This is a genomic window from Gillisella vitis (genome assembly GCF_021559775.1).
GTDB lineage: Bacteria > Pseudomonadota > Alphaproteobacteria > Rhizobiales > Rhizobiaceae > Allorhizobium > Allorhizobium ampelinum.
This window is the reverse complement of sequence record NZ_CP056048.1, coordinates 984,126-1,008,081: the sequence shown is the minus strand read 5'-3', so window position 1 is coordinate 1,008,081 and position 23,956 is coordinate 984,126. Positions and strand designations below refer to the sequence as shown.

Sequence of the window (23,956 nt, the reverse complement as noted above, 5' to 3'; positions counted from 1 at the left end):
ATGACAGCCATTCTCGACATGAAGGGAATCGAAAAACGGTTCGGCGTCGTCAAAGCGCTGGACAATGTCGATTTCTCGCTGGACGCCGGCGAAATCCACGCGCTGCTGGGGATCAATGGCGCGGGCAAATCGACGTTGATCAAGATCCTCTCCGGCGTCTATTCCAAGGATGCCGGTACAATCGCCATCGCCGGGGCGACGGTAGAACTCGGCAGCCCGGCAGCGGCAATTGCCTGCGGCATCGCGTCTGTGCAGCAACATCCGGAACTGGTCGATGACTTCACCGGGGTGGAAAACATTTTTCTCGGTCAGGAATCCAACAGGATGGGTCTTGGCCGCCGTATAGATCGCAAAGCTCTGAAGACCGAAGCGGCTTTGCTGCTGAAACGCTTTCCCATCGACGTCGATCTTGACCAGCGCGTCGGCGAAATGCCCGCCGTTGACAGGGAAATTGTCGCCATTCTGCATGCGCTCAGACGCGAGGATATCCGCATCCTGATTCTCGATGAGCCGACCTCGACGCTGACCGAGCGCGAAAAGACCTCCCTGTTCCAATTGATGCGGCATCTGAAGGCGGCAGGCATCGCCATTATCTATATCACCCACCGGCTGGAAGAGGTTTTCGAGATCGGCGACCGCTTCACCGTGTTCCGGGCAGGCAAACGTGTCGCCACCTTCACCTGCCGTGAGGCGCGCGACAGCAACATATCCATTCCCGAACTGATGCTGGACGAAAAGCCGGGTAATATCTTTCCTCCCAAGGCCGCGAGCGCCGCAGGGGAAGCACTTCTGGAAGTCGAAGGTCTTGAACGGCCTGGCCTGTTTTCCGGCGTAAGCTTCACCCTGCGGCGCAGCGAGATCCTCGGTATTTTCGGCCTGGTCGGCTCCGGTGCGGATGAATTGTCAAAGGCGCTATTCGGCGTCATCCGGCCAGACGCAGGCACGATCCGCATCAAGGGCAAGCCGGTGACGTTGAAAGACCCGCATGACGCCTTACGCAAGGGTATTTTCCTGGTTCCCGGCGATCGCCGCACGGAAGGCCTGACCCTGTCACGCAACGTGATTTTCAACATGACGCTGGCCCATTTGAAGAAAGCCTCGTTTTTAGGCGGGCTCCTGAAATTCTCCTCCAGCCGCAAGGTTTCCGAACAATTGGCCCGGCGCGTCGCTCTTCATCCGCTGACGCTGGACCGCCCGGCCAGCGCCTTTTCCGGCGGAAACCAGCAGAAGATCGTTATCGCCAAGGGGCTCTACCGCGATGCTGACATTTATATCTTTGTTGAGCCGACGGTGGGCGTCGATATCGGCGCAAGAGCAACGCTCTATGCGCTGATGCGGGAATTGTCGCAGCATGCGGGCGTGCTGGTGATTTCATCTGACTGCGACGAAGTGCATGGCGTCGCCGACCGGATGATCGCCCTTTACAAGGGCCGCCCCGTCGCCGTCGCCGACCAACGCCCCAGCCGCGACCAGCTTCTGTCTGCCGGAATCATGGGAGCACGTACATGATTGCCTCGTTCAAATCCTCACCACTTGCCTTGCGGCTGGCTGCCTTCCTGGCTCTGCTCTGCGTCATCGCTGCGGTCTTCCAGTCTTTTGCACCCACCTATCTCAGTGAAAACAATCTGCATGCCCTGCTGCGCCATATGTCGGTCAATGGCCTGACGGCGATAGGTCTGACCTTCGTCATTGTGGTTCGCCATTTCGACCTTTCCTTTCCAGGCGTCGCGTCTTTGGGCGCAATGACGCTCGGCTGGCTGCTTGCCAATGACTACAGCCTGTCTGCGAGCGTGCTGGGCGGCATCGGCGTCGGGCTGATGGCCGGGTTGATCAATGGTACGGTCATTTCCTATCTGCGGCTGCCCGATATTGTCACCACCATCGCCACCGGCGGCGTGGCAGTCGGATTGTCCTATTTCTACAGCAACGGCACATCGATTTCGGAAAACTTCTTCATGTCGGGCATTCTCGACCTGAACGATTCGAAATTCCTGGCGCTCGACATGCCCGTGGTCATCCTGCTGGCAACGGCGATCGTGGCTTTCGTTATCCTGCACTGCACCCGCTTTGGCAGGGCGTTTTATGCCACTGGCGAAAACCGGCGTTCAGCGGTGTTTTCCGGCATCCGGGTAAAAACATATATCCTTGGGGCTTTCGGTCTTTGCGGCGCGCTGAGCTGTCTTGCCATCACGCTGCTGGTTGCCTCATCGGGGGCGGCCAATGTCACAGCGGGCAACCAACTGATGATGCCAGCCTTTGCTGCCGTTTACCTGGGGGCTGCCCTGTTTGGTTCCCCCTCCATTCCGGCGACGCTTGCCGGGGCGCTCTTGATGTCGGCCATGCTGAACGGCTTCACCCTGCTTGCCATTCCCTACTACTACAGCGACGCCATTGTCAGCACCGTGCTGATCCTTGCCATTGGCATTTTCGATCCGAAGCTCACCACACTGTTTGGCGACATTTTTGGCCGCAAGGCCGCGAGCAAAGACGGGAGATAGTGGATGAAAAACGCAACGGATATCACCATGACGACTGTGCGAAGCGCTGTAACTCCTGGCCGTTTAGACATGCAGGGATTTTTCCTGCGCTACGGACTGTTCCTTCTCTTAGTATTGCTCATTCTGCTATTTGCTTGGCTGCGGCCAAGCTTCGTCAGTGGCGGTAACATCAATGACATGCTGCGCTCGGCCAGCATCGCGGCACTGATGTTTCTGGGGCTGACCTGGATCATTGCGGCAGGTGAAATCGATGTCAGCTTCATGTCCGTTGCAGCGCTCGCCAATATGGTCGTGGCAGCGCTGGTTGCGGCAGGCCAAGGCTGGACCATGGCCTGTCTTGCGGGCCTGTTGGTTGGTCTTGTCTTTGGTCTCGTAAACGGATTGCTTGTAGCTATCTTCAAGCTTCCGGCCCTCGTCATTACCATTGCCACGGGCGGGCTGGCCGGATCGATTGCCGCCGCCATCGGGCTTGGCACATCAATTTCCCTCTCCTCCACGGGCTTCGTCGGCTCTCTCTTGCATGTCAATTTCGGCATCATCCCGCTGCTGACGGTGATCGTCGCGCTTCTCTATGCCGGTGCCTGGTTTATCCAGGAAAGGCTGACCTTTGGCCATTATCTCTACGCCATGGAACAGAACCGCGCCGCCGTGATCGAAACGGGCGTGCCAGTCAACCGGTTATTGCTGATGCTCTATGTGCTGTCTGGCCTTGTGTCGGCTCTGGCGGGTATCCTGCTGACAGCCGATCTCTCGTCCGGTCAGCCCTATATCGGCAGTTCCTATTTCATTGACGGCCTGACCTCGGTTCTGCTGGGGGGCATGGCGCTGAAATACGGCAAACCCAATGTCATCGGCACCGTCACCGCCGTTCTCCTACTGGCCACGCTTTTAAGCGGTGCCGCCCTACTCGGCTGGACGGATGCGCAACGCCAGATCGTGCGTGGCCTGCTCCTGCTATGCGGTGTCGCCACGGTTGTCTGGGCAAGGCGCAAGACACGCGCCCACATTTAAAGCCAAGGAAAATAGCATGAAAGCGACTGAGAAACGCCCCATCGGCAAGACCGGCCTGACTGTCACCGCGCTTGGCGTCGGCACGGCCCCGCTTGGCGGACTATATGCAGCGGTCTCCAAGGACGATGCCACCGCCATGCTGGATCGGGCCTGGGAGGCTGGTATCCGCTATTTCGACACCGCCCCCATGTATGGCAATGGCCGTTCCGAACATCTTGTTGGAGCGTTGTTGCGAGAGAAAAATCCCGAGCAACGAGACTGGACGATCAGCACCAAGGTCGGACGCTTGATGACAACGGAGCGCGCAGGCCGAAAGCTTCCCCCCGCCCCGCCGAAAAACCCGCTCGATCCCGGCTGGTGGAACGGCTTGGATTTCCGCGAGGTGTTCGATTACAGCTATGACGGCATCATGCGCAGCTTCGATGATAGCCAGCAGCGCCTGGGCTTTCCCAAGCCCGACATTCTCTATGTGCATGACATCGGCAGCGTTACCCATGCCGATTTGCACGAGCATCACTGGTCGGCCTTGACCAAGGGCGGCGGCTTCCGGGCATTGACCGAATTGCGCGATGCAGGCGACATCAAAGGCTTCGGCCTTGGCGTCAATGAATGGCAGATCATCCGCGATGCGCTGGAAGAAGCTGACCTCGATTGTTCTATGTTGGCGGGCCGCTATACGTTGCTGGACCAGGATGCGGAACAGCAGTTTCTGCCATTGGCCCAGAAACGCGGCATGGCGCTGGTTGTCGCCGGTGTCTTCAATTCCGGCATTCTTGCCTCCACGACCGGCCGCCGCAAGTTCAACTACGCCGATGCACCACAGGAGATTATCGATAAGGCTGAAAGACTGAGGGCAGTCTGCAACAGTTTCGCGGTGCCGCTGCCTGCCGCCGCCATCCAGTTTCCGCTGCGCCATCCGGCTGCGACCTGCGTGGTGATCGGCGCAAAGACCGCAGAGCAGATCTCCACCAATATTGGTTGGTTCGAACAGGACATTCCCGAGGATCTTTGGGCGCAACTACGCGCTGAAGGCCTTATAAGTCATTAACCTGTCCTGGAGGACGACAATGCTGAAAACCCTCAACCCGCTCTTGACTGGCGATCTCCTCGCTATCCTCGCCGATATGGGTCATGGCGATGAAATCGTTATCGCCGACGCCAATTTCCCAGCGGTCACCGCCGCCGAGCGTCTGGTGCAGATGCCGGGCATCGACGCTTGTGCTGTGCTGGAGGCTATTATCTCACTGATGCCGCTCGATGATTTTGTCGAATATCCGGCTGGCGTCATGGACGCGCCGGGCGAGCGGCCCTCCATCTATGCCGAGTTCGATGCACTGATTGAACGCGCCGAAAATCGGAAAATCGAACTGGATCTCATCGACCGCTTCACTTTCTACGACCGGTCCAAAGCCGCCTTTGCAGTGATCTCAACCGGCGAGCGTCGGCTGTACGGCAATATCATCCTGAAAAAGGGCGTGGTTCGTCCCGCATAAGTCAGAGTGGAAAGCTTCAGATGCTCGACAGTCATCAACATTTCTGGAAAGTTGAGCGTGGCGATTACGGCTGGCTGACGCCTGATCTTGGAGCGATTTATCGCAATTTTCTGCCAAAGGATCTGGAACCCGACATGCGCCGGGCCGGAATAACCCGGACCATTCTGGTCCAGGCGGCGGAAACCCAGGCAGAAACTGATTTCCTGCTGGCGCTTGCCGCAAAGACTGATTTCATCGCAGGTGTTGTCGGCTGGCTCGATCTGGAAGCCGATGATTTTTCCACGCGCCTGAAACACTACCGCGCCAATCCTGATTTCATTGGCATCCGTCCCATGCTGCAAAGCTTGGCCGACGACGTCTATATCCTGCGCCCGAAGGTGATCGATAGCCTCAAAGCCATCGCTGACAGCGGTCTGCCTTTCGATATCCTGACCTTCCCACGCCATTTACCGCATGTGATCGCGGCATTGAGACAGGTGCCGGATCTGACGGCTGTGGTCGATCATATTTCCAAGCCGGACATTGCCAAAGGCACACTTGATCCCTGGCGCGACCATATGGCGGAAATTGCCAGTTTCGACCAAGTCTACTGTAAGGTTTCCGGCATGGTCACAGAAGCCAGTGCCGATTGGGCGCTGGAAGATTTCCGGCCCTATGTGGACCATGTTATCAAATGTTTCGGTCCCAACCGGCTGATGTTCGGCAGCGATTGGCCGGTTTGCACGCTGGCCGCCAGCTATGGCGAAGTTGCCAATCTGGCCCGCACCTTATTGTCCGCCCATTTCGGCCCTGATGATCTCACGCTGATTTTCGAGACCAATGCGCGCCGTTTTTACGGTGTCTGAGTTATAAGTCTCAGTGAACTTTCGCAACGTCCCTTTACGTCAAACGCCCACCTCGATCTTATAAGCGGACCGAGGTGAGCGTTTGATTTTACGCGCTAAAATCAGAACGGTGCATCGATATCCACGACATCAATCAGCTTGTGATTGACGAATTCCTTGATGCCGAGGCCCAGCAATTCACGGCCATAGCCGGAACGCTTGACTCCGCCGAACGGCAGGTCCGCCTTGACCATGGTCGGATGGTTGATGAACACCATGCCTGTGGTGATCCGGTGGGCAAGCGCGACACCGCGTGCGGTGTCCCGGGTGAAGATCGAGCCGCCCAAACCATAGGGCGTATCATTGGCAATGCGGATCGCGTCATCGTCATCCTTGGCGCGAAACAGCATGGAGACAGGGCCGAAAAACTCCCAATAACGGGCCGGATTGTCATCAGCTAGGTCAGTCAGAATAGTTGGCTGCACGAAAGCGCCCTGGTTTGGCACCGGCGGCCCGACCTCAGTTGCCGTTGCCCCATAGGATACTGCTTCGGCAATCTTCTGACGGATCTCGTCGGCAGCCCCTTGTGAGGACAGCGGCGCAAGCGTCGTTTGCGGATCGAACGGATCGCCCGCTTTGAGCCCGGCCACGCCGGTTTTGTATTGTTCCAGAAAGGCATCGTAGACCGCATCGACAATAATCATCCGCTTGGACGAGACGCAGACCTGACCGCCATTCCAGTGGCGACCGAAGACTGCCCATTTCACGGTCTTTTCCATATCGGCATCGGCCAGAACCAAGAAGGCATCAGCTCCTCCAAGTTCCATGGTGGATTTTTTCAGCGCCTGCCCTGCCTGTGCGGCAATCGTGGCGCCCGCGCCTTCCGAACCGGTCAAAGCCACGCCATGGACGCGCGGATCATTGAGGATCATTTCCACCTGGGTCCGCGTCGCATAAAGATTGGTAAAGGCACCCTTCGACAGACCAGCCTCCAGCATCAACCGCTCAAAAGCGGCTGCGCATTGCGGCACATTCGACGCGTGTTTCAACAGCATCGTATTTCCGGCCGACAGCTGCGGCGCGATGATCCGGGCGATCTGGTAATAGGGGAAATTCCAGGGCTCGATGGCCAGCAGCACGCCGAGAGGCTCATGCACCAGGATCGCCTCACCTTCAGCCTTGTCGGCGACGGGAAGCTGTTCCGGCTTCAACAGGCGCTCGGCATTGACAGCGTAGTAATCGAGGATGTCGGCAGAAAGCCCCACCTCGGCGCGTGCTTCAGACATCAGCTTGCCCATTTCCAGGGTCAGCAGCTTGGCATAATCATCCGTCTGTCCGCGCAGGATTTCAGCGGCAGCATGCATGACCTTGGCGCGCTCGGCAAAGGATGTCTGTCGCCATTGCTGAAACGCGGCATCCGCTGCCGTGATGGCCGCCTGAACGGCAGCGTCGGTTGCTTCGGGAAAAGTGATAAGAGTTTCGCCAGTATAGGGATTGGTTGTTGCGTAAGCCATGGAACCGTCCTTTGCAGTCATTGCTGCGGCGCGCATTAAACCGACATCGGTCGCGTCGATGAGACAATGATAGCGCTGAAGGTGGTTCTGGCTGTTGATCCTAATCAAGATCGTAGAAGTTGTAGATTATAGCATTTGCAGGATGCGGTTCTCCCAAAAACCCTAGAGCATCGTACAAAAAGCTGGAATCCAGAGTACACGACGCAACTTGATGAATTGGCTTCGCCCCCCTCATCCCCCTGCCGGGGACTTCTCCCCGCTGGGGAGAAGAGGTCAACACGACAGCACTGAACCTCATCCTACGGCACAAGAAGATGCCGCAGGTCTCTTCTCCCCAGCGGGGAGAAGGTGGCGGCAGAGGCAAGAGGGGGCGGCGAAAGCCGAGAGACGTTTGCGTCGTGTACTGTCAAATCGGAATCAGCGCGATGTTCTAAGTTTTTGTTTGCGCATCGGATTTATCCGAAAACCGGTTTTAACTTTCGGTCCGATGCTCTATTCAGCGAAAACATGCGCTGACGCCGGATCGAACCCCAGCGCCACCGGCGCACCAATCGCCAATCCCTCCAGTGCGGCATGGCCAAAAGGCAAACGCACGGATAGGCCATGGCCACCTTCACTCAAGACCGCGATATGAATCGTATTGCCAAGAAAGGTAATGTCCTCAATCTTGGCAGCAAGCATTCCCGGCACTTGAGCAGAATCCAGCGTCAACCGCTCCGGGCGCAGCATCAGCATGGCATTGCTTCCACTCTGCGCTTTTCCATGCAGCGGAATATTTCCTATGGTCAAATCACTGCCGAGCCGAATTTCAGCCTTACCGTCCCTGGCACCCGTCACCACGCAGGGCAGAAAATCGCTGTCCCCGATAAACTCGGCCACAAACCGCGTCGCCGGATTGGCATAAAGCTCGGCACCGGTGCCGATCTGGTCGATCACCCCTTTGGAAAACACCGCAATCCTGTCGGAAAGCCGCAGCGCCTCTTCCTGATCATGGGTGACGTAGAGGATGGTAACATCCGTTTGGTGATGGATACGGCGGATCTCATGTTGGATTTCCTCGCGCAGCTTTTTGTCCAGCGCCGAGAGCGGCTCGTCCATCAAAAGCACCGGCGGATCGTAGGCCAGCGCCCGGGCCAGTGCGACACGCTGCTGTTGCCCCCCGGACATTTGCGCCGGTTTGCGATCCTCATAGCCTTCCAGCCGCACCAATTGCAGCATTTTGCGGACGCGCTCGGTGATATCAGCCTTCGACCAGCCGCGCATTTTCAGCGGAAAGGCGATGTTCTGACCAACAGACAAATGCGGAAACAGCGTATAGCGCTGAAACACCATGCCGATATTGCGTTGGTGCGATGGGGTCTGCAAGACGCTCTTGCCGGATAGCAGCATGTCGCCCGCACTCGGCTGCTCGAAACCGGCAAGGATATAAAGCGTCGTGCTCTTGCCGGACCCGGATGGGCCGAGAAAGGTCATGAACTCGCCCTTTGCCACCTCAAGATTGACATCCTGCACCGCGACCACCGGGCCATATTGCTTGCGGATACCGCGAATTTCCAGAAAAGGCGTCATGCTTTCAGTCCTTTGCGCACCAGGGCGGTGATCAGCATCAACGCGATGGTGACGACGATAAGAAGGGTGGAGGCCGCGGCAATCACCGGTGTCAGATCCTGACGCAGCGTTGCCCAGATCTTCACCGGCAAAGTTTGCAGCGTCGGGCTTGCCATGAAGATCGCCAGAACGACCTCATCCCAGGAGGTCAGGAAGGAAAACACCGCCGCCGAAAACAAGCCGTGGCCGATGCAGGGCAGCGTGATCAACAGCCGCGCCTTCAACGGCGACGCCCCGCACAGCACCGCCGCATCCTCGATGGATTTGTCAAAACCTTCCAGCGCATTGGTCAGCGCCAGAATAGAGAACGGAAGCGCGACAACCAGATGGGCGATGACGAAACCGAGTGTCGTGCCGTTCAGACCGATGCGCAGGAAAAACGCATAGAGCGCCACCGCCAGGACCACAACGGGCAGGATCATCGGCGTCATAAACAGCGCCCGCAACGCATCCCGCCCCAGAAACCGACCGCGAACCAGGCCGAACGAAGCACAAAGCCCAATGAGCACCGACAGGATCGTGACGATGACAGCGATGCGAAAGCTGGTCCAGGCGGCATCCAGCCAGCGCGGATCGGCAAACAGCTGGCCATACCATTTTGTGGTCCAGGCCGGTGGCGGAAAAATCAGCCATTGCGAGGAGCCGAAGGACAAGGCGGCGATAAACAGGATCGGCAACAGGAGAAACGCCGCCGTCAGCAGCGTGATGACCAGCAAAATCCATTTCCAGGTGCCAAGGCTGTTGAAATTCAAAAGCATGTCAGCGCCCTCCCTCACCAGCTGCACCGAACAGCTTCAATTGCAGGGCATAAAGGCTCAGCGTCACCACCAGCAGCACCAGCGCCGCCGCACCGCCCATGCCCCAATTGACCAGCGATTGCACGAATTGGGCGATCAATTCGGCCAGCATCATATTGGATGTGCCGCCAAGCAGCGACGGCGTGACGAAATAGCCAAGTGACATGACGAACACCATCAATCCGCCCGACACCATGCCCGGCATGGCAAGCGGCAGCAGCACCGTCACCAGCGCCTGCCAGCGGGTCGCGCCGCACAGTGCCGCCGCCTGCAACAGCGCCGGATCGATCTTGCGGATCACCCCATAGAGCGGAATGATGATGAAGGGCAGCATGATGTAGCTCATGCCAATAGTCACGCCGACGAGATTGTTGACCATCACCAGCGGCGTATCGATCACACCGAGGCTGATCAGCGTCTTGTTGATGACCCCAGTGCGCTGTAACAGCACCATCCAGGCATAGGTGCGGGCCAGAAGGTTGGTCCACATCGACAGCAAGACGATGGCAAAAATCACGGACGCCAATCGCTGCGGCATGATCGCCAGCGCCCAGGCGACGGGAAAGCCGATCAGCAGCGAAATTACAGTGACCAAGGCCGAGACGAAGAACGTGTTGAAGAAGATTTTCAGATAAGTCGCACTTCCCAGCAATGCGGCATAATTGCCAAGGCCGAGAACCGGCTCCGTCACCGAGCGCGTCAGCAGAGCCAGCACCGGCAGGACGAAGAAAATCAGGATCAACACCAGCGCCGGAAGGGTCGCGGCTTTATTGCCGAAACCAAACCGGTTCCTCCTGGGCTGCTCAATGGTCGAGGTCAGGGACGACATACCGTTTCCTTGCGAAACCAGTCCGGCATTTTGCATTTGGAGGATGCATCATGCCGCAACGCTGAGGACGCTCCGGCACCGGATGTTTACGGTGCCGGAAATGCCTTACTTTAGAGTATGGCTTATTTCGACTGCCAAGCGTACCAGCGCTCGCCAATCTCGTCACGGTGCTTTGCCCAATAGGCCATGTCGGCATTGACCTGTGACGCGGTCTGCTGGTCTGGCAAGGTCTTGGCGATGGCGGGGTCCATCAGCGCTGGCGACTTGGTATTCACAGGCGCATAGCCAGTGCCCGCCGCCATCTCGGCCTGGCCAGCAGGCGAGGTTGCGAAAGCGATGAACTTCATCGCCGCTTCCTTGTTCTTGGTGCCCTTCGGCACGACCAGCGCATCGGCTGCCGTGATATTCTGCGCCCAGGAGGTTTCAACCGTTACACCGGTCGCGGCCAACGCCGTCAACCGGCCATTCCAGAAGGAACCGAACGGGGCCTCGGCAGAGGCCAGCAATTGCTGCGACTGCGCACCGCCCGACCACCAGATGATATCAGACTTGATGGTGTCGAGCTTCTTGAACGCGCGGTCGAGATCGAGCGGGTAAAGCTTGTCCGGCGTTACGCCATCCGCCAACAATGCCGCTTCGATCACCCCCGGCGCCGACCATTTGTAGAAGGTTCGCTTGCCGGGAAATTTCTTGGTGTCGAACAGGTCCGTCCAGCTTTTCGGGCAGGCGGCAACGGCGTCCTTGTTGCAGCCGACCACGAAGGAATAATAAAAGCTGCCGACCGAATAATCCGTCACGAAACGCGGATCGAGCGCTGTCTTGTCGATGGTTTTGAAATCGAGCTTTTCCAGCAGGCCCTTGTCGCCAGCCTGAATGGCATAGTCGCCCTCGACATCGACGACGTCCCAGCTTACGCCCTTGGCCTCAACCATGGCTTTGATCTTGCCGTAATCGGTCGGACCGTCCTGAAGAACGTTGATGCCTTCTTTGGCCGTGAATTTATCCGCCCAGGCGGATTTTTGCACGTCCTGTGTGGTGCCGCCCCAACTGGTAAACACCAGGTCAGCAGCGAGCGCCTGGCTGGAGACGCCCAAGAGCAAAGCCAGCGATGCGATAATGGTTGTGTTTTTCATGTTCCCTTGTCCTTGTTTGATTGTGCCTTACCCGGATGCCGGTTGCTTCTTTTGGGCCATCCATCCGGGGCATGTTCTTAATCACCGCATCACGAACGGATCGGGAAACGGGTCATCTGAGGTTTTCAGCCAGACCGTCTTGGTCCGGGTATAATCCAGCACCGCGGCCATGCCGCCTTCCCGTCCATGGCCGGACAGACCAAAGCCGCCAAAAGGCGCAATCGGCGAAACAGCACGGTAGGTATTGACCCAGACGACGCCAGCGCGAAGCCCGCGTATCATCCGATGCGCGCGTGCCAGGTTTTGAGTAAACACGCCGGATGCCAGGCCATAGGCTGTGTCATTGGCCAGATGCAGCGCCTCCGCCTCACCCTCGAAAGACACCACCGACAGGACCGGTCCAAAAAACTCCTGCGCCAGAGACGGAGAGTTGACGCCATCGCAATCGAGAATGGTCGGCGGATAGAAATTGCCCGGACCATCCGGGCGCTGCCCTCCCGTCACCAGCCGAGCACCTGCGGCGACCGAGGCCATGACCAACGCATCGACATGATCCTGCTGGCGTCTTGTGGCCAGCGGTCCCACCTCTGTTGCCATATCCAGTGGACTGCCGATGCGGATTGCTTCGGCTTTATCCTTCAACCGGGCCAGAAATGCATCCTTAACTGAATGCTCGACAATCAACCGTGATCCGGCAACGCAGGACTGGCCGGTCGCGGCAAATATGCCGGAGACCTGCGCATTGGCAGCACTTTCCAGATCAGCATCGGCAAAGACGATGAACGGCGACTTGCCGCCCAGTTCCAACGAGGTGGAGGCCAGATTTTCCGCTGAATTGCGCACCACATGCCGTGCTGCTTCTGGCCCACCGGTAAAGGCGACATGCGCGACCCTGGGATGGCGGGTCAGCGCGGCACCGCAGGATGGGCCAAAACCGGTGATGATATTGACGACACCGGGCGGAAAGCCCGCCTCATGCACCAGCCGGGCAAATTCCAGCATCGGGGCCGGACCGTCTTCCGAGGCTTTCACCACCATCGTGCAGCCAGCGGCCAGCGCCGGGCCGATCTTGACCGCCGAGAGAAACAGCTGGCTGTTCCACGGAATGACCATGGCGACCACGCCAACCGGCTCACGCCGCAGCCAGACATCCATATCCGGTTTGTCGATTGGCAGCGTCGAGCCTTCGATCTTGTCGGCGAGCCCCGCATAATAGCGATAATAATCGGCGACATAGGCAATTTGTGAGCTTGTCTCGCGGATGATTTTGCCGGTATCGCGGGTTTCCAGCTCCGCAAGTCTTGGCGCATTGGCGGCAATCAGGTCGGCCAGCCGGTAGATCAGCTTGCCACGCTGGGTGGCGGTCATTTTTGCCCATGGCCCATCATAGAGCGCAGCATGAGCGGTCTCGACAGCGCGGTCCACATCCGCTTCGCGCGCTTCCGGCATATCGGCCCAGACCTCGCCAGTGGCCGGATCAAGGCTTTCAAACCGCGCCTCGCCGTCACTGAAGGTACCATTGATGTAAAGCTGGAAACGTTGCATCGCTTTACTCCGCAAACGCTGGCATGACATCGGCAATGAAGCGCTCCAGCGAGGCTTTCTTACGCTCGAAGCTCATGCCGGTGTCGATCCAGAAGGAAAATTCGTCATAGCCCAGCGCCTCATAGCGTTTCAGCCGGGCGATCACCTCATCCGCCGTACCAACAGCCATATTGGCTCGCATCACCTCGGGTGCCAGCATGGCATTGGCGTCGATATCCTCCTGGCTCAACCGCTCGATCAGGCCCTGGTGGATTGGACGCTCGTTTTTGAACCATGCGAAAAAGTAATTGTAATAGGTGCTCAATTCCTTTGCCGCCTGGGCAATATCGGCCTCATTGGAGCCGACATAGCTGTGCAGCAGAAGCATGATTTTCGGGCGCGGCAGGTCAGGCGACTTCTCGCAGGCAGCGTTGAAACGCTGCATCAGAGTTTCGATTTCGCCGTCACCATTCCACAGCGGCGTCACCTGCACGTTGCAGCCATTGGCCACGGCAAAATCATGGGAATTGGGATCACGCGCCGCCACCCACAGAGGGATCGGTTCCTGCAATGGTTTCGGTGCCGAAGTGGTCGCTGGAAAAGTCCAGAACTCACCCTCATGGGCATAGTCGCCAGCCCAGACGCCTTTGACGGCTGGAATAAGTTCGCGCATCCGCTGCCCGGCGGTCCAGGCATCAAGGCCCGGCATCAAACGCTCATATTCAAAGGAATAGGCACCCCGGGCGATGCCGATATCCAACCGGCCATTGGTGATCAGGTCGGTCATCGCCGCCTCGCCTGCCAGCTTGATCGGATGCCAGAAGGGCGCAATCACCGTTCCGGTTCCAAGGCGGACGTTTTTCACCCGGTTGGCCAGATCGGCAATGGTCACGAACGGGTTGGGCGCAATGGTGAAATCCATGCCATGGTGCTCACCGGTCCAGATCGCATGCATGCCGCCCTTATCGGCGATCTCGCAGAGTTGCAGAAATTCCTCATAGAGGCTCTTGTGGCTCTGGCTGGCATCGAGCCGTTCCATATGGACGAAGAGAGAGAACTTCATGGATCAAGCCTTCCTGGCAATGGAGTGAACCCGGCCTGCCGTCTCGTTGCCAACATAGACGCCAAAATTGCCAATGGAGCTTTCCGCCGCGAACCGGTTGAGAATATCCGCCGTGGCCGAGCCGCCCGGACCGGCAAGCTGGCCAACCGGAACGAAATTGCCGGATTTCGGCGTGCCGGGACCCGCAAAAGCCCGGTAAACGATATGCTGGCATGCCTCGCTCTTGTCTTCGTAGACGGAATACAGAAACCCGATGGTAATGCTGAGCCCGGTCACGTGTTCGAGATGGGCTTTCAGATCCTGCAAAGGCTCGCCGCTGACCGCATGACAACCCGGCAGGCTGCGGCCACCCCCGCCCACCAAAAGAACCTCGCCGTCCCGCTCGATAACGGCGCTCAGATGCAGCGGGCCATCGCTGGCGGCACTGACCGCTTTTTCGGCAAGGGCCGGTGTGAAATAACCACCGCGCACATAGCCAAGCCCGTTCAACTCGCTCTTATCAAATGCCTGTACCCGCCCCAGCAGCACGACATGATCACCTGCCTCGATCACCTGTTCCAGGCTGCAATCAAACCAGGCAGATGTCCCGGTAAACACCGGAAAACCATGCGGGCCAGCCCGCCAGTCCACAGTTGCAAATCGATCTTCGACCGGTCGGGCGAACGTATTGGACACATCCTTCTGCGCATCCGACAATATATTGACCGCGAAGCCTTTGGCCTTGGTCATCACCTCAAAATTGCGCGAGGTTTTGGCGAGACAGACCAGCAGCAAAGGTGGGTCGAGGGAGACCGAAGTGAAGGAATTGGCGGTAAAGCCGATGGGAGAACCGTCAGGATCAAGCGTGGTGACAACGGTGACGCCGGTGGCGAAAGCGCCAAAGGCATCGCGCAGGCTGCGGGGGTCGATTATCGCTTCGCTCATCCGCACCTCACTGTTGGTTTTCTCGGCACTCATGGATGTGCCTCCGGTAAAGCAAGCCACGCGGCCATGATGTCATGCACCTCTTGCGGTGCCGTAAGATTGACCATATGGCGATGGCCGGGAACGATCCTTGCAATACCCTGCTGCGCCTGACGCGCCATGGTTTGCGCCATTTCCGCCGTCGAGTTCGGATCGCCGGCACCCGTCAGGAACAGCGCCGGACAGGAAACCTGCGGCCAGCAGTCCGCGTAGGTTTCATCACCATTGGCAAAGGCACGGTAAGCGGTGGCATAGGCATCGACATTCATCTGCCGCAGGCATTGCTCGGTCAGGGCGCGAGCGGCAAGGCTGACGGCGTCGCTATCGAACCAGCGCTTCAACGGCCCTTCAATATCAATGCCGTCGGCGGCAATCGATTCTGCCCGGGCAAGAACCGCCGCCTTGGCCGACACATCACGCCGGTAGACGCCATTAACCAGGGCCACCCGCCGGATTTTCTGCGGAAAGCTGGCGACGGCACCGCCTGCAATCAACGCGCCCATCGAATGACCGGCCAAGTTGACCGGCCCACGGTTGACTTCCTCGAGGAATCGGTCAAGCCAGGCAACAAAATCCGGCAGCTCACTGCCTTTCGGCAAGGCAACACTCTGGCCATGGCCCGGCATATCGACGGCGATCACCTGATGGCTAACGGAAAGGCTTTCTATCTGCGGCCACCAGGCCTCCAGCCGCATACCGACCCCATGCACCAGCACAAGCGGCTCGCCCTCGCCTTGCTCCACATAAGCGGTTCCATCAGGGGTAATGCGGCGCTCGACCGCCGGAAATGGCGATGGGGCCGTGCCACGCATTGCTGCCATCTCCATCTCGCCGCCCCCGCTTATACGCCCGCCGGGTTGGCGACATCCTGGCCCAGATCTTTCAGATCCTGATAGCGGTCGCCGATCCGGTGATGGGGCCTTCCGCCGACAGACGCCCCAAGCCCGACAACGATTTCGTCGGCAGCTGGTGCATCGGCAATGGCCGTCTGGATCGTTAGATAATGGGAGCGGCGACCTTCGTCATTCTTGTCCATCAATGGGATCATGATTGGGGCATTGGCCGGACCGCGGGTGTTACAAAATGCGAGATAGGATTTCGCCCCCACCGCCGTGCGGTAATGGTTGCCGAAGCGCAACGTGTGAATCAGCGCCGAAGCATGCTCGATCTCGCCATCAAGACCAACAACGGCAACTTTGCCATAGGCCTCGACCGCTTCGCCAGAGCCAACGGCATCCAGAATCATGCCTGTCAGAAGCTCGCCGAGAACCGGGGCGCATTGATGAATTTCCGGTTTCAGATCCTCGACAAAGCCGCGTCCGGCCCAGGGATTTTTAACGACGGCGAAGGCTGCGTAGAGTTTCAATGGTGTCGGCGCTGCCTTGCCGCCTTCCACCAAGGTGGTTTCCACATGCAGAAGAGTTTTGCGGATTTGCAGGGCCATGGCTTACCTCAAATATCAATGTTGGTATTATGGTATGCCAAGCTATTTCAGAGTCAAGCGACTTGTCGATTAGGAATTATTTTTTCTTTTAAGGAATATATCTATTCGATCTCAACGGCGGATCGGGCCTGCTGCGCAAGCACCGCGACGGCAATAGAGGAGGCACGCTGCACATGATCAATTGCGGCTTGTTCGGCAGCGGGTCCGTCGCTGTTGCGGATCGCCTCGACAATCCGTTGCATCTGGGCTGGTCCCTCCGTCGCCCGGCCATCGGTCTTGATGGTCATAGAGCGCAAATGGTTGATCCGCACGGTCATTTGCCGCACCACGCCCCAGGCGACCTGCCTATCAATCCGGGTAAACAAGGTCTCGTAAAATCGCGTCGTTTCCCTCAAGACATCAGCCATGTCCTGGCGAGCATAGCTGTCCTTGATCGCGTCCAGCGCGTCTGACAAGCCAGTCACAATAGCCGGATCACCCCTCTCCGCACAAAGCCGCGCCGCCATGCCTTCCAAAGCCGCACGGATTTCATAGATCTGCCGGGCTTCATCAATGTCCAGCAGCGCCACCATCGGCCCCTTGCTCTGCGGATTACTGACCAGACCCTCGGACTCCAGGTGCCGCAGCACTTCGCGCACCACCGTTCGGCTGACCCCAAGCTGCGCGCAGAGATCACGCTCGACCAGCCGGTCACCCGGCTTGAAATAACCGCTGATGATCGCATCGCGGACTTTCTCAAGCGCCAACTCCCTGAGTGTCTTGGACGGGCGCTCCACTTTTATGGTCTCTGTCATTCCCTCAAGCCTTCCCGGCAACCAGACCGCTCATAAAGAGCAGGCAATTCGCCCGTATTATGGTCTACCAAACGCCAAAATGACAAGCAGGAATGACACCATCACGATTTCGGCTTGGCATGGCGGGTTTTCAGTACATTGCGAATGGAAAAGCTGGAGTGGATGCGCGCTACGCCGGGCAGTTTGGCCAGGATTTCCTTGTGGATGCGTTCAAAGTCATGGGCGCTTTCGACTTCCAGTTTCAAGAGGTAATCCGATCCGCCGGTCATCAGGAAACATTCCTGGATTTCCGGATATTTCCGGATCGCGGCCTCAAAGCGGTTGAGATGGTCCTCTGTCTGCCGGTCCAGTGTGATGTTGATGATGACGGCAATACCATCGTCCTTATCAGACTTGCCGAGAATGGCGGTATAGCCGCTGATATAACCCTGTTTTTCAAGCAGTGCGACCCGCCGCAGGCAGGCGGAGGCGGAGAGCCCGACAGCCGCCGCCAGACTGGCATTGCTGATGCGCGCATTCAGCTGCAATTGGCGCATAATGGCCCGGTCGATGGCGTCGATACCACTCACGCAACAATCCTCGTTTTCTTCGCATAAAATTGCGCAGAAATTCACATAGCACAAGAGTTGCCGATAACCCGCCCGGAAATTTCGCGAATCTTTCAATATCATCGAGAAAAAACGGGGTGCAGTTATGGACATGTCTATCAGCCACGACCTCAATGCCGATGCGTTTTCCGCCCGCCTCGTGATCGACCTCGACGCGCTTGCCGACAATTACCGCCAATTGGCCGCTGAAGCCGCCCCGGCGGAAGCCTCCGCTGTTGTCAAGGCCGACGCCTATGGCCTTGGAGCCGCCCGCGTCGGCCCCGCGCTCTACCGGGCTGGATGCCGGAAATTCTTCGTGGCGCATGTGCAGGAAGCCGCCGGGCTGAGGCAGCATTTTCCCAAAGATGCCGAACTTTTCATTCTCAATGGCTTGCAGCCGGGCGCGGAGCCCTTTGCAGCGGCAAACGGCTTCATACCGGTGCTGAATTCGCTGGAACAGCTTGCCAATTGGTCGAAAACAGCAAGCGAGTTCGGACGGGCCCTGCCCGCGATCCTGCAATTTGATACCGGCATGTCGCGGCTCGGCTTTTCACCGGAAGAAGCCAATGTTCTCGCGGGCGACCCCGCGCTGTTGTCCGGCCTTTCCATCCGCTACATCATGAGCCATCTCGCCTCAGCCGATGACAGCGCCAGCACCCAGAATGCCGCGCAATTTGCTGTCATGCGCGAGCGATTGGCGCAATTTCCGGGCATTGCCTTGTGCTTTTCCAATTCGGGCGGCATCTTTATCGACAAGCAGTTTCACGGCGCGCTGGTGCGCCCCGGCGTTGCCCTTTACGGTGCGGTGCCCAGCGATCTGGCAGGGCGCCGTATGAAGCCGGTGGTGCGGGTCGATGCGAAAGTCATCCAGACCCGAACGGTACCAGCCGGGGCCTGCGTGGGCTACGGCGCGACCTATGTGGCCACCAAGGAAACCCGACTGGCCACAATCGCTATTGGCTATGCCGATGGTCTGCCGCGTTGCTTGAGCGACCGGGGTGCCGCTTATTATGGCGACATCCGCTTGCCGATTGTCGGGCGGGTGTCGATGGACAGCATGACACTCGATATATCGGCCCTGCCGCCCGGCACGTTGACGCTGGGAAGTCTGGTAGAGATGATTGGTCCTCACCAGAGCCTGGAAGATGTGGCGCAAGCAGCGGGCACCATCGCCTATGAAATTCTGACCAGCCTTGGTCATCGCTATCACCGCGACTATATTTCAGCATAAGAATATTGGGGAACGACATGAAAGTTACCATTCTGGGCGCGGGCGTCATCGGGGTCACCAGTGCTTACTATCTTGCCAAAGCTGGCCACGAGGTCACGGTCATCGACAGGCAAACGGGTCCGGCCCTGGAGACCAGCTTTGCCAATGCGGGCGAAGTGTCCTTCGGCTATTGTTCGCCCTGGGCGGCACCGGGCATTCCGCAGAAGGCATTGAAATGGCTGTTCATGGAACATGCCCCGCTGATCCTGCGACCGAAAATCGATACCACCATGCTGGGTTGGATGCTGAAAATGCTCTCCAACTGCACCTCCGGGCGCTACGCGATCAACAAAAGCCGGATGCTGCGGCTGGCCGATTACAGCCGGATTGCGCTGGCGCAGCTGCGCACCGAGACCAATATCGACTACGACCAGCGCATGCAGGGGACTTTGCAGCTGTTTCGAACTCAGGCGCAGCTGGATGCCTCGGCGAAAGATGTGAAAGCACTGGCGGCGGACGGTATTCCCTATGAAGTGCTGGACCGTGAAGCCTGCATCCGGGTCGAGCCTGCCTTGGCGGCAGCCCGCCATAAAATCGTCGGCGGCTTGCTGACGCCGAAGGACGAGACCGGCGACTGTTTCAAATTTACCAATCAGCTCGCTGAAAAGGCCGCCTCGCTTGGCGTAGTATTCGACTATGGCCGCAGCATAGAACGGCTGGTGGTATCGGGGGGCAAGGTCACCGGCGTTGTCACCGACAGGGGAACCGAAACCGCCGACGCCTATGTCGTGGCACTCGGCAGCTATTCGCCGCTGCTGCTGAAGCCGCTCGGCATCACGCTGCCGGTCTATCCGGTCAAGGGCTATTCGCTGACCATTCCAATTGTCGATCCATCGAAATCACCTGAATCCACCGTGATGGACGAGACCTACAAAATCGCCATCACCCGGTTGGGCGACCGGATCAGGGTGGGCGGCATGGCGGAAATTTCCGGCTATACCAATGATCTGGGTGCCGCACGTCGTCGCACGCTCGAACATTCCGTCACCGATCTTTTTCCCGGCGGCGACATGGCGCGGGCCGATTTCTGGTCCGGACTTCGCCCAATGACGCCGGATGGCACGCCAGTGATCGGCGCAACCGGCATCAGCAATCTCTATATCAACAGCGGCCATGGCACGCTGGGCTGGACAATGAGCTGCGGTTCGGGCCGTTTGATCAGCGACATCGTCAGTGGCCGCCAGACCGAAATCGACAATGCCGATCTGGCGCTCAGCCGATATGCTGCCGGTCGGGCCGGATAACCAAGGTGCTGGCCTATTTCAAGGGCCGGACATGCTCCGGCCTGAAGCCAAGGCCGATCAACCGCCCAGCAATATGGGCAAGCAGCGGCCAGCGGGCAATGGTCTTCAGGAATGCGGGCGGGCCGGAGGGCTTGGCCGGTGCTTCGTTCGCCACCGTCTCATCCTCGGGCTTCGGCTTGCGGCGCATCATCAATTGCAGTTTCTGCGTCGCCTTGGTTGGGAACAGGCGTCGTTTCTCGATGGCGGCGAGATGGGCGTCCAAAGGCTCGCCTGATAGTAGTGGTTTTGCCAGCCGATTTGCCGCGGCCACGGCATCCTGAATGGCCAGATTAACGCCGACACCACCGATCGGCGACATGGCATGGGCCGCATCGCCAATGCAGATCAGCCCCGGCTTCCACCAGCGTTTCAGGCGATCGATACGGATGCTGAGAAGATAGAGATCGTCAAATGAGGTGACTTCCTCCACACGCTCAGGGGCCAGCGGCGACACCAAAGCCACGGCTTGACGGAAGGCATCAATTCCCTTGGCTTTGACCGTATCGAAGCTGCCTTTGCGAACGATATAGCCGCATTGCCAATAGTCGCCGCGATCAATCATCACGAAGCCTTGCCTTGGACCGCCATGCCCCATCGTATAGGGCGGGTCTTGCGGCTGATGGGATAGCTTGAACCACAGCACATCGCTTGGACTGCCGAAGCTTTCCACTTCCAGCCCGGCCTTGGCGCGGGTGACGGAATGGCGCCCATCGGCACCGACCACCAGCCGGGATCGCAGCGTCACCGGGCCTTGCGGGGCGGAAGCCGTCAAGCCCGTCACCCCATCGGGGCCTTCCAGCAGCGTCTCTACTCTGGCATTCATCAACAGCCGAAAATTGGGGTATTTACCCGCTTCGCGCGCCAAAAAATCCAGAAAGTCCCATTGCGGCATGAAGGCGATGAAGCGGCAGCGGGTCGGCAACCGGGAGAAATCAGCCATCGTCACGTCACGTCCGCCGATTTCCGCATGCAAAGTCGGCGCCTGCACATGCGGCAGTTTCAACAAATCTTCCAGCAGGCCAAGCTCATGCATCACTTCCAGTGTGGAGGGGTGAAGTGTGTCGCCGCGAAAATCGCGCAGGAAATCGCCGTGCTTTTCCACCACCGTAACATTCACCCCGGCGCGCGCCAGCAACAGGCCGAGCATCAACCCGGCAGGCCCGGCACCGACAATGGCGCAATCGCAGTCAATCGTCTCCTCGATGGGGAGAACAGAGGCGAGGTCTTCCTGTTCATTCATGATCCGTGCCTCTCATCATCGCTCATGCGCCTGGATAACCTCCAGGAAAGCATCGCCATAGCGTTCCAGCTTTGATTGGCCGACGCCAGAAATACCAAGCAGCGCCTCACGGCTATCAGGCCTTTCCGTTGCAAAGGCAATCAACGTCGTATCCGGGAAAACTACATAAGGCGGCACGGAAAGATCCTTGGCAATCGCCATTCGCGCCGCCCTGAGCGCCTCGAACAATTCCATATCGGCCCCCTCCAGCGCAGATTTCGCCTTTGCGGCTGCGGGCGAGGCAGTGCGTGCCGCCTTGCCCTTGGTCGGACGGTCCTTGCGGAATCGCACTTCACGCTCCCGCTTGAAGACGGCGCGCGCGTCCGGCTCCAGTTTCAACGCGCCGAAAGCGTCATGATCGACCCGGATCAGACCGGCGGCCAACAGTTGCCGGAACACCGATTGCCAGGTTTTTAACGGCAGATCCTTGCCCGCACCGAAAACCGGCATATCAACATGGCCAAACTTTACTGTCTTGTCGTTCTCATTCCCCAATAGCACATCGATGAGATGGCCGGTGCCGAAACGCTCCCCGGTACGGTAGATCGCCGCCAGCGCCTTGATCGCCGCGTCGGTTCCGTCCCAGGTTTCCACCGGCTTCAGGCAGGTATCGCAATTGCCGCAGGCACCGGGATGCACTTCGCCAAAATGCGCCAGGATTGCCTGGCGGCGGCAACCGGGGGTCTCGCAGATCGCCAGCAGCGCATTCAACTTGGCCCGCTCGACGCGCTTCACCTCCTCAGCCGAGGTGCCGCCATCGATCATCCGCCCGCGCTGGATGACATCGGCCATACCATAGGCCATCCACACATCCGACGGCAGCCCATCGCGCCCGGCTCGACCGGTTTCCTGGTAATAGGCCTCGACGGAACCAGGCAGATCAAGATGCGCAACATAGCGCACATTCGGCTTGTCGATGCCCATGCCGAAGGCAACGGTCGCCACGAGACAAAGGTTTTCTTCCTTCAGGAAGGCATCCTGATTGGCATCGCGCAACACCCGATCCATGCCAGCATGATAGGCCAGCGACCGCACCCCTTGCGTGTTGAGCCATTCCGCCGTTTCCTCCACCTTGGCACGCGACAGGCAATAGACAATGCCGCTCTCGCCTTCATGGCGGGAAAGAAACCGCAGGAGCTGCTGGCGCGGCTGGTCGCGCTCGACGATTTCATAGGCGATATTCGGCCGGTCGAAGGAGGTGGTAAACACCTTGGCCGATTGCAGGCCGAGCTTGTCGATAATATCATCGCGCGTATGGGGATCGGCAGTTGCCGTCAGCGCCATGCGCGGCACGCCGGGATAGGCCTCGGCAAGCTTGCCCAATTCCCGATATTCCGGGCGGAAATCATGGCCCCATTGAGAGACACAATGGGCCTCGTCTATGGCAAACAACGCAATTTTCGCAGAGCCGATCACCTCCTTGAAGGCAGGCGTGACGATCCGCTCCGGCGTCACATACAACAGATCAAGCGTGCCATCGGCAATGGCGCGCCGCACCTCGACAAACTCCTCCCGTGACAGCGAGGAATTCAACGCCGCCGCCCGCACCCCCACCTGCTTCAGCGCCTCCACCTGGTCGCGCATCAACGCAATCAGCGGCGACACCACAACGCCGACCCCATCGCGGCACAGAGCCGGGATCTGGAAGCACAGCGATTTGCCAGCACCGGTCGGAAACAGCACGACCGCGTCGCCGCCAGCCACCACCTGCTGAACCACCTCGGCCTGCTTGCCGCGAAAGGCCGGATAGCCATAGACCCGCTTCAGAATGGACAGCGGATGTCTTTCGCCATGCTCGAATGTCGGTTCGTGGCGGGGCTGGCTTGACGGCATGGCATTGCTTTCGAGACATTAAGGATGCCCAACAGGGCTGTTTAATTGGCTACCGGATGGCAGCGAAAGCCAAGAGATAGAGTTATATCATGCCCCGTGCAACCTGGATGACCTTAGGCAGCGTGGGATGAAAACAGCTAAGGTCAACAAACCCGAAACGCAACCAAAACGAGCTTCACCGTCACAACGCAAGCAAAACCTCTGAATAC

Annotated in this window: 22 protein-coding genes; 8 read left to right on the top strand and 14 right to left on the bottom strand. The window is 58.6% G+C overall.

The genetic code is table 11. The features are described from left to right. The 6 genes from AVCG78_RS21465 to AVCG78_RS21440 are packed head-to-tail and all read left to right on the top strand — an operon-like array spanning position 1 to position 5,847. Positions 1-1,509 carry a sugar ABC transporter ATP-binding protein gene (locus AVCG78_RS21465; RefSeq protein ID WP_071207142.1) on the top strand — a complete coding sequence of 503 codons (1,509 nt, stop codon included), beginning with the start codon at positions 1-3 and terminating at the stop codon, positions 1,507-1,509. Then, a complete protein-coding gene (locus AVCG78_RS21460; protein ID WP_071207149.1) occupies positions 1,506-2,498 on the top strand; it encodes an ABC transporter permease in 993 nt (330 codons plus the stop codon). The genes AVCG78_RS21465 and AVCG78_RS21460 overlap by 4 nt, the downstream gene beginning before the upstream one ends. A gap of 3 nt (positions 2,499-2,501) precedes the next feature. Next, on the top strand, positions 2,502-3,509 hold the full coding sequence (locus AVCG78_RS21455) for an ABC transporter permease (RefSeq protein ID WP_071207150.1): 1,008 nt from the start codon (positions 2,502-2,504) through the stop codon (positions 3,507-3,509). Between the two features lie 16 nt (positions 3,510-3,525). Further along, a complete protein-coding gene (locus AVCG78_RS21450; RefSeq protein WP_071207153.1) occupies positions 3,526-4,557 on the top strand; it encodes an aldo/keto reductase in 1,032 nt (343 codons plus the stop codon). 19 nt (positions 4,558-4,576) lie between these two features. Beyond that, positions 4,577-5,002, top strand: coding sequence for an RbsD/FucU family protein (locus AVCG78_RS21445; RefSeq protein WP_071207154.1), 426 nt, complete (start codon positions 4,577-4,579; stop codon positions 5,000-5,002). Positions 5,003-5,022: 20 nt separating this feature from the next. Continuing rightward, on the top strand, positions 5,023-5,847 hold the full coding sequence (locus tag AVCG78_RS21440; protein ID WP_071207157.1) for an amidohydrolase family protein: 825 nt from the start codon (positions 5,023-5,025) through the stop codon (positions 5,845-5,847). Positions 5,848-5,948: 101 nt separating this feature from the next. Here AVCG78_RS21440 and AVCG78_RS21435 read toward each other — a convergent pair whose 3' ends face one another. The 12 genes from AVCG78_RS21435 to AVCG78_RS21380 form a co-directional block, all read right to left on the bottom strand. Beyond that, positions 5,949-7,340 carry an NAD-dependent succinate-semialdehyde dehydrogenase gene (locus AVCG78_RS21435; RefSeq protein ID WP_071207325.1) on the bottom strand — a complete coding sequence of 464 codons (1,392 nt, stop codon included), beginning with the start codon at positions 7,338-7,340 and terminating at the stop codon, positions 5,949-5,951. A 492-nt stretch (positions 7,341-7,832) separates the two neighbouring features. Then, entirely contained in the window at positions 7,833-8,909 is a 1,077-nt protein-coding gene (locus AVCG78_RS21430; protein WP_071207162.1) for an ABC transporter ATP-binding protein, read from the bottom strand. Further along, positions 8,906-9,706 (bottom strand): ABC transporter permease, encoded by an 801-nt coding sequence (locus tag AVCG78_RS21425; RefSeq protein ID WP_071207164.1) that lies wholly within the window; start codon positions 9,704-9,706, stop codon positions 8,906-8,908. The genes AVCG78_RS21430 and AVCG78_RS21425 overlap by 4 nt, the downstream gene beginning before the upstream one ends. Position 9,707: 1 nt before the next feature. Further along, complete coding sequence (locus AVCG78_RS21420) at positions 9,708-10,595, bottom strand: ABC transporter permease (protein ID WP_409065501.1); 888 nt, start codon at positions 10,593-10,595, stop codon at positions 9,708-9,710. Between the two features lie 101 nt (positions 10,596-10,696). Continuing rightward, positions 10,697-11,707, bottom strand: a complete 1,011-nt coding sequence (locus tag AVCG78_RS21415) for an ABC transporter substrate-binding protein (protein WP_071207165.1) — start codon at positions 11,705-11,707, stop codon at positions 10,697-10,699. 81 nt (positions 11,708-11,788) lie between these two features. Further along, the gene (locus AVCG78_RS21410) at positions 11,789-13,252 is read right to left on the bottom strand and encodes an aldehyde dehydrogenase (protein ID WP_071207167.1); all 1,464 of its coding nucleotides are present in this window, start codon (positions 13,250-13,252) and stop codon (positions 11,789-11,791) included. 4 nt (positions 13,253-13,256) lie between these two features. Further along, positions 13,257-14,294, bottom strand: a complete 1,038-nt coding sequence (locus AVCG78_RS21405; RefSeq protein WP_071207169.1) for an LLM class flavin-dependent oxidoreductase — start codon at positions 14,292-14,294, stop codon at positions 13,257-13,259. Between the two features lie 3 nt (positions 14,295-14,297). Continuing rightward, entirely contained in the window at positions 14,298-15,218 is a 921-nt protein-coding gene (locus tag AVCG78_RS21400) for a flavin reductase family protein (protein WP_071207330.1), read from the bottom strand. 29 nt (positions 15,219-15,247) lie between these two features. After that, positions 15,248-16,084, bottom strand: a complete 837-nt coding sequence (locus AVCG78_RS21395) for an alpha/beta fold hydrolase (protein WP_156582587.1) — start codon at positions 16,082-16,084, stop codon at positions 15,248-15,250. Between the two features lie 14 nt (positions 16,085-16,098). After that, positions 16,099-16,701 (bottom strand): amino acid synthesis family protein, encoded by a 603-nt coding sequence (locus AVCG78_RS21390; protein ID WP_071584534.1) that lies wholly within the window; start codon positions 16,699-16,701, stop codon positions 16,099-16,101. 101 nt (positions 16,702-16,802) lie between these two features. Continuing rightward, positions 16,803-17,495 carry a GntR family transcriptional regulator gene (locus tag AVCG78_RS21385; RefSeq protein ID WP_071584535.1) on the bottom strand — a complete coding sequence of 231 codons (693 nt, stop codon included), beginning with the start codon at positions 17,493-17,495 and terminating at the stop codon, positions 16,803-16,805. Between the two features lie 101 nt (positions 17,496-17,596). Then, entirely contained in the window at positions 17,597-18,064 is a 468-nt protein-coding gene (locus AVCG78_RS21380; protein WP_081363393.1) for an Lrp/AsnC family transcriptional regulator, read from the bottom strand. A 124-nt stretch (positions 18,065-18,188) separates the two neighbouring features. Here AVCG78_RS21380 and alr point away from each other — a divergent pair, with 124 nt between their 5' ends. Both alr and AVCG78_RS21370 read left to right on the top strand, forming a co-directional pair. Further along, positions 18,189-19,313, top strand: coding sequence for an alanine racemase (gene alr / locus AVCG78_RS21375; protein WP_071584536.1), 1,125 nt, complete (start codon positions 18,189-18,191; stop codon positions 19,311-19,313). A 17-nt stretch (positions 19,314-19,330) separates the two neighbouring features. Then, complete coding sequence (locus AVCG78_RS21370; protein ID WP_071207177.1) at positions 19,331-20,596, top strand: D-amino acid dehydrogenase; 1,266 nt, start codon at positions 19,331-19,333, stop codon at positions 20,594-20,596. 13 nt (positions 20,597-20,609) lie between these two features. Here AVCG78_RS21370 and AVCG78_RS21365 read toward each other — a convergent pair whose 3' ends face one another. Then, on the bottom strand, positions 20,610-21,875 hold the full coding sequence (locus AVCG78_RS21365; RefSeq protein WP_071207179.1) for an FAD-dependent oxidoreductase: 1,266 nt from the start codon (positions 21,873-21,875) through the stop codon (positions 20,610-20,612). A 15-nt stretch (positions 21,876-21,890) separates the two neighbouring features. Further along, on the bottom strand, positions 21,891-23,747 hold the full coding sequence (gene recQ / locus AVCG78_RS21360; protein ID WP_071584537.1) for a DNA helicase RecQ: 1,857 nt from the start codon (positions 23,745-23,747) through the stop codon (positions 21,891-21,893). Between the last annotated feature and the right edge of the window lie 209 nt (positions 23,748-23,956).